The organism is Methylophaga sp. UBA4204, assembly GCF_002379485.1.
Classification (GTDB): domain Bacteria; phylum Pseudomonadota; class Gammaproteobacteria; order Nitrosococcales; family Methylophagaceae; genus Methylophaga.
The window spans coordinates 28627-30222 of record NZ_DFTU01000029.1; the positions used below are offsets into that span (position 1 = coordinate 28627).

Genomic DNA, 1596 nt, shown 5'->3' on the forward strand with positions numbered 1-1596 from the left:
TGCCAATAAAGGTGTTCAGAAAACCGGATAATTTACCCGTCTCATCCTGGCGTTTGATATCAAGCTGCTGCGTCAGATCGCCCTCGCCCTCAGCGATAGAAGCTACCAGTGTAGTCATTTCTGACAATGGCTTGATACTGCTACGCGCCACCAGCCAGACCACACCGACACCAATAATGGCTAAAAGCAAACCCAGCAGACTGGTGGTGGTCACAAAGGTGGTTTGAGCACGATGAAGAAATTGCTCCTGTTTGGCTACGGCTGCCAGTACCTCGGCTTCTGGAACCGCCAGATAGGTTACCCAGCCCTGATCACTTCCTGGCAGGTTGAATGGGCTAAGCACGATAAATTGTTGCTGTTGCTGCAAAATCCGGCTTTGGCCTTCCTCGCTGACACTGCGTAATGCTTCTCTGAGGTCATTATCCAACGCATTGAGATTCTGACCAATCAGCTCAGGTTGCTGACTGTGTCCAACTATGACACCCCGTGGACTGATCAATAAGGTCTGCCCCATTCCCTTATAAAGCTCTGCCGCGACATCCTTGATAACCGATTGCAAAAAAGCAGCAGAGATATCAATACCACTTATGCCAATAAACCGACCATCACGCATTATCGGAGCAACCAGACTGGTCAATAGCACTTGCTCACCGTCAATTGGATAAAGGTAAGGGTCAATGACACAACTGCTTTTCCGATCTTTGGAACAAAGATAGTATTCACCTGCTCTTACGCCATTTTCATCCGGCGTAGCATCTTCCAACCCTTCCAGATTTTCCACCACAAAGCTGTTTTTATCGGAACGCACCACATAGGGCAGGAAACGCCCACGGGCATCACTGCCTAAGCTGTTACGCTGAATGAAATCACTGCCGTCCACAGTATTTGGTTCAAATGCCACGTAAGCACCCAGGAAATCATCATTTAGTGTCAAAGTCTGTTCCAGCGTTCTGACGGCAAGACCGCGCTTGTCTGTAATGGATGAATCGGCGACAACAGCCTGCATCACCGCGGCATTAGCCTGGGCTGTATGTAATGCTCTTTCCAGAGGAATGCGCAACTGCGCCGCTGTGTCCTGAGCTAATATCTGTAAATATTGCTGTGCCTGTTGCTGGCTGACATCACGGCCCTGCTCAGAAAGCGTCTGTTTTATCGAACCGAATTGCCAAACACTGATCAGTGCTGTTACCACCACCACAGTCAATAGACTTAGTCCGGCCCAAATACTAAAACGCTGTTGAATGGAAAGCTGCATTTTTATCTCCGTTGTCAGGGACCGGTGTTGCCGGCATACCATTAAATTTGCAGGTTGAAAATTCAAGCTACAATAATCGTATTCACTGAACAGCCGGAATATTACCCACGATGGCAACACATTCCGACTTTACCCCTGTCCGGTGATAACATCCCAATTAAGCTGATTGGCTATAAGGCTTGGAATAGGCCTGAGGTGCTTGTCGTGATGACAAGACCGCGCAGACTTTGCCAGATTTTTTTCGGCCGCGCAATCCTGATAACAGAAATATATGTAACAGTTAGGGCTTGTTGATCTTTCATCTCCACCACTGCTGGAGGCTATTTTTTCGTCCTACAAGG

1 protein-coding gene is annotated in these 1596 nt (G+C 48.2%); it reads right to left on the minus strand.

The genetic code is table 11. The annotated features are described in order from the left end of the window. On the minus strand, positions 1-1255 hold a 1255-nt coding region (locus B3182_RS03535; RefSeq protein WP_292751576.1), incomplete at its 3' end, for a methyl-accepting chemotaxis protein. Between the last annotated feature and the right edge of the window lie 341 nt (positions 1256-1596).